Origin of the sequence: Mesorhizobium sp. M4B.F.Ca.ET.089.01.1.1 (assembly GCF_004022605.1) — a bacterium.
Taxonomy (GTDB): domain Bacteria; phylum Pseudomonadota; class Alphaproteobacteria; order Rhizobiales; family Rhizobiaceae; genus Mesorhizobium; species Mesorhizobium abyssinicae.
In genome coordinates this window covers 1-1,662 of the sequence record NZ_RZOS01000768.1, presented here as the reverse complement: position 1 = coordinate 1,662, position 1,662 = coordinate 1, and the positions used below count along the sequence as shown (strand labels likewise).

Below are 1,662 nucleotides of genomic sequence, written 5' to 3'. Positions count from 1 at the left end.
GCCATGGGGCGGACCGTAGCGCCGGGGGCGCCGGGTTTGAAGCGGTTTGTTGGGACACTGCCCTCGCCTCTTCGTCACGAAAGTCAGAGGCCAGCGGCTAATCTCGAACGTCGCAATTCGCGCTCAAGTGGCATCCGTTGCGAAAGCCGGCGAAAAACGACAACACTGCGGAAGGCGCTAATCCCGTTGGCAGTCGGGATAGATGGTGCCCAGAAGAGGACTCGAACCTCCACTCCTTGCGGAACACGGACCTGAACCGTGCGCGTCTACCAATTCCGCCATCTGGGCTGGTGCGGGCTCATGTAAGCGGGCAAGCTCGCACTGTCAACGCGGTTTTTTCAAACCATTTGCCGTAGACGGCTCAGCCCTCCAGCACTTCCTTCGACGCCACGGTCGAATCGGCGTTGAGCGTGTAGATCACCGGCACGCCGGTGCCGAGCTCGAGCTTGACGATCTCCTCGCCGCTCTTGCCGTCCAGCGCCATGATCAGCGCGCGCAGCGAATTGCCGTGGGCGGCCACCAGCACGGTTTCGCCACGCAGCACGTGCGGCTGCAGGTCGTGCAAATAATAGGGCCAGACGCGCGCGCCGGTGTCCTTCAGGCTTTCGCCGCCGGGCGGCGAGACGTCGTAGGAGCGGCGCCAGATATGCACCTGCTCCTCGCCCCACTTCTTGCGCGCGTCGTCCTTGTTGAGGCCGGAGAGGTCGCCATAGTCGCGCTCGTTCAGCGCCTGGTCGCGGATGGTCTTGAGATCGCTCTGGCCGACCGCGTCGAGGATGTGCTGGCAGGTCTTCTGCGCCCGGATCAGCGCCGAGGTGAAGGCGATGTCGAACTTCAGGCCGCGCGCCTTCAGCTTCTGGCCGGCGGCCTTGGCCTCGGCATGGCCCTGCTCGGTCAGGTCGACGTCGCGCCAGCCGGTGAACAGGTTCTTCAGGTTCCAGTCGCTCTGGCCGTGGCGCACGAGCACGAGGGTTCTCGACATGTTTGCTCCTTCGAGTTTGAGCAATTCCAGGAAAAGTGTGTCGCGGTTTTCCGTCCGGAATTGCGTAAGAACAAAATAATTGGAAGAGGCCGCCTCAGCTCAGGCCGAGCACGTCCCGCATCGAATAAAGTCCGGGCTTCTTCGCGCGGGCCCAGAGCGCGGCTTTTACGGCTCCGCGCGCGAAGATCGCCCGGTCCTCGGCATGGTGGGACAGCGTGATGCGCTCGCCGGTGCCGGCCAGCACCACCGAGTGGTCGCCGACCACCGAGCCGCCGCGCAGCGTGGCGAAGCCGATCGTGCCCGGCTTGCGCACGCCGGTATGGCCGTCGCGCACGCGCACGTCGTTGCCGGCAAGCGGGACGTCGCGGCCAGCCGCCGCCGCTTCGCCGAGCAGAAGCGCCGTTCCCGAAGGCGCGTCGACCTTGTGGCGGTGGTGCATTTCCAGGATCTCGATGTCGAAATCGTCGCCGTCGAGCGCGCGCGCAGCCTGCTCCACCAGCACCGCCAGCAGATTGACGCCGAGGCTCATATTGCCTGATTTGACGATCGTCGCGTGGCGCGCCGCGGCCGCGATTTTCGCATTGTCGTCCGCCGAGCAGCCGGTGGTGCCGATGACATGGACGATGCGCGCCTGCGCCGCGTAGCCGGCGAATTCGACGGTCGCGGCGGGCGCGGGGGAA

The 1,662-nt window shown here is 65.6% G+C and carries 2 protein-coding genes and 1 tRNA gene; all 3 read right to left on the bottom strand.

The features are described 5' to 3' along the window. Positions 1 to 203: 203 nt before the first annotated feature. Positions 204 to 288, bottom strand: a tRNA-Leu gene (locus EN780_RS33675). A gap of 73 nt (positions 289 to 361) precedes the next feature. After that, on the bottom strand, positions 362 to 982 hold the full coding sequence (locus tag EN780_RS33670) for a 2,3-bisphosphoglycerate-dependent phosphoglycerate mutase (RefSeq protein WP_127286529.1): 621 nt from the start codon (positions 980 to 982) through the stop codon (positions 362 to 364). Between the two features lie 94 nt (positions 983 to 1,076). Then, the coding region (dapB, locus tag EN780_RS33665) for a 4-hydroxy-tetrahydrodipicolinate reductase (protein WP_128276408.1) at positions 1,077 to 1,662 on the bottom strand (586 nt) is incomplete at its 5' end.